Consider the following 1258-nt stretch of genomic DNA (forward strand, 5'->3'; position numbering starts at 1 on the left):
TGTAGTGGCACACTGAATTTGGTCACTTAGTTAGAGGTGATATCATCACCTCATAAGTTAACAGGTGACATAATGACAAAACGTGCAAGACGCCAATTTAGCGCAGAATTTAAGTTAGAATCAGCGCAGCTAGTCCTAGATCAAAATTACTCTGTAGTTGAAGCTGCCCAAGCCATGAATGTGGGCAAATCCACAATGGACAAATGGGTTCGCCAGCTTAGAGAAGAGCGACAAGGTAAATCACCAAAAGCTTCGCCTATGACCCCTGAGCAAATAGAAATTAGGGAATTAAAAAAGAAGCTGGCCCGCCTTGAAGAGCACAATGAAATATTAAAAAAAGCAACAGCTCTGTTGATGTCGGACTCACTGAACAATTCTTGATAATCAAGAAACTCAAGCAGAGCTATAGCGTAAAAACATTATGCGAAGTCTTTAATGTTCATCGAAGTAGTTATAATTATTGGCTAAAACGTCCAACTACGATTAAGGCCGAAACAATCAAACTTCGCAGCTTAGTTAGTGAGGCCCACGCAGCAAGCAACGGATCTGCTGGAGCAAGGACTATTGCGGATATAATCACAAATCAGGGTGTGAAACTCAGCCGTTATCGAGCAACAAAGCTCATGAGAACGCTTGGTTTAGTCAGTTGCCAACAGCCAAAGCATCGTTACAGAAAGGCTTCACAAGAACATATTGAGATCCCAAACCACTTGGGTCGACAGTTCGCTGTTACCGCTCCAAATGAAGTTTGGGTTGGTGATGTGACGTATATTTGGACAGGAAATCGCTGGATGTATTTAGCGGTTGTTATTGATCTATTTGCCCGCAAAGTGATTGGTTGGTCGATGTCTTTATCACCAGATACCAGTCTGACAGGTAAGGCTCTTTCAATGGCTTATGAGTCACGTGGTAAGCCGAAAGGCGTGATGTTCCACAGCGATCAAGGTAGCCATTATACAAGTCGAAAATATCGTCAACTTCTATGGCGTTTTCAAATAAAACAGAGCTTATCGCGCCGAGGAAATTGTTGGGATAATGCGCCGATGGAGCGTTTCTTTAGAAGTTTGAAGACAGAATGGGTGCCGACAGTAGGTTATCGTAGTTTTGCTGAAGCTCAACAAGAAATTACCCGCTACATTATCGGGTATTACTGTCAACTCAGGCCGCATCAGTATAACGGTGGCCTAACTCCCAATGAATCAGAACGGTTATATTGGGAAAACTCTAAAACCGTGGCCAATTTTAGTTGACCACTACA

1 protein-coding gene is annotated in these 1258 nt (G+C 42.8%); it reads left to right on the plus strand.

All coding sequences use genetic code 11. The features are described from left to right. Nucleotides 1-72 precede the first annotated feature (72 nt). A protein-coding gene (locus R7035_RS25480) for an IS3 family transposase (protein WP_139364634.1) occupies nt 73-1250 on the plus strand; the annotation gives its coding sequence in 2 pieces (ribosomal slippage) (nt 73-331 and nt 331-1250; 1179 coding nt in all). The last annotated feature ends 8 nt before the right edge of the window (nt 1251-1258 follow it).

This window comes from Vibrio sp. 1731, assembly GCF_033339955.1.
GTDB lineage: Bacteria > Pseudomonadota > Gammaproteobacteria > Enterobacterales > Vibrionaceae > Vibrio > Vibrio alginolyticus.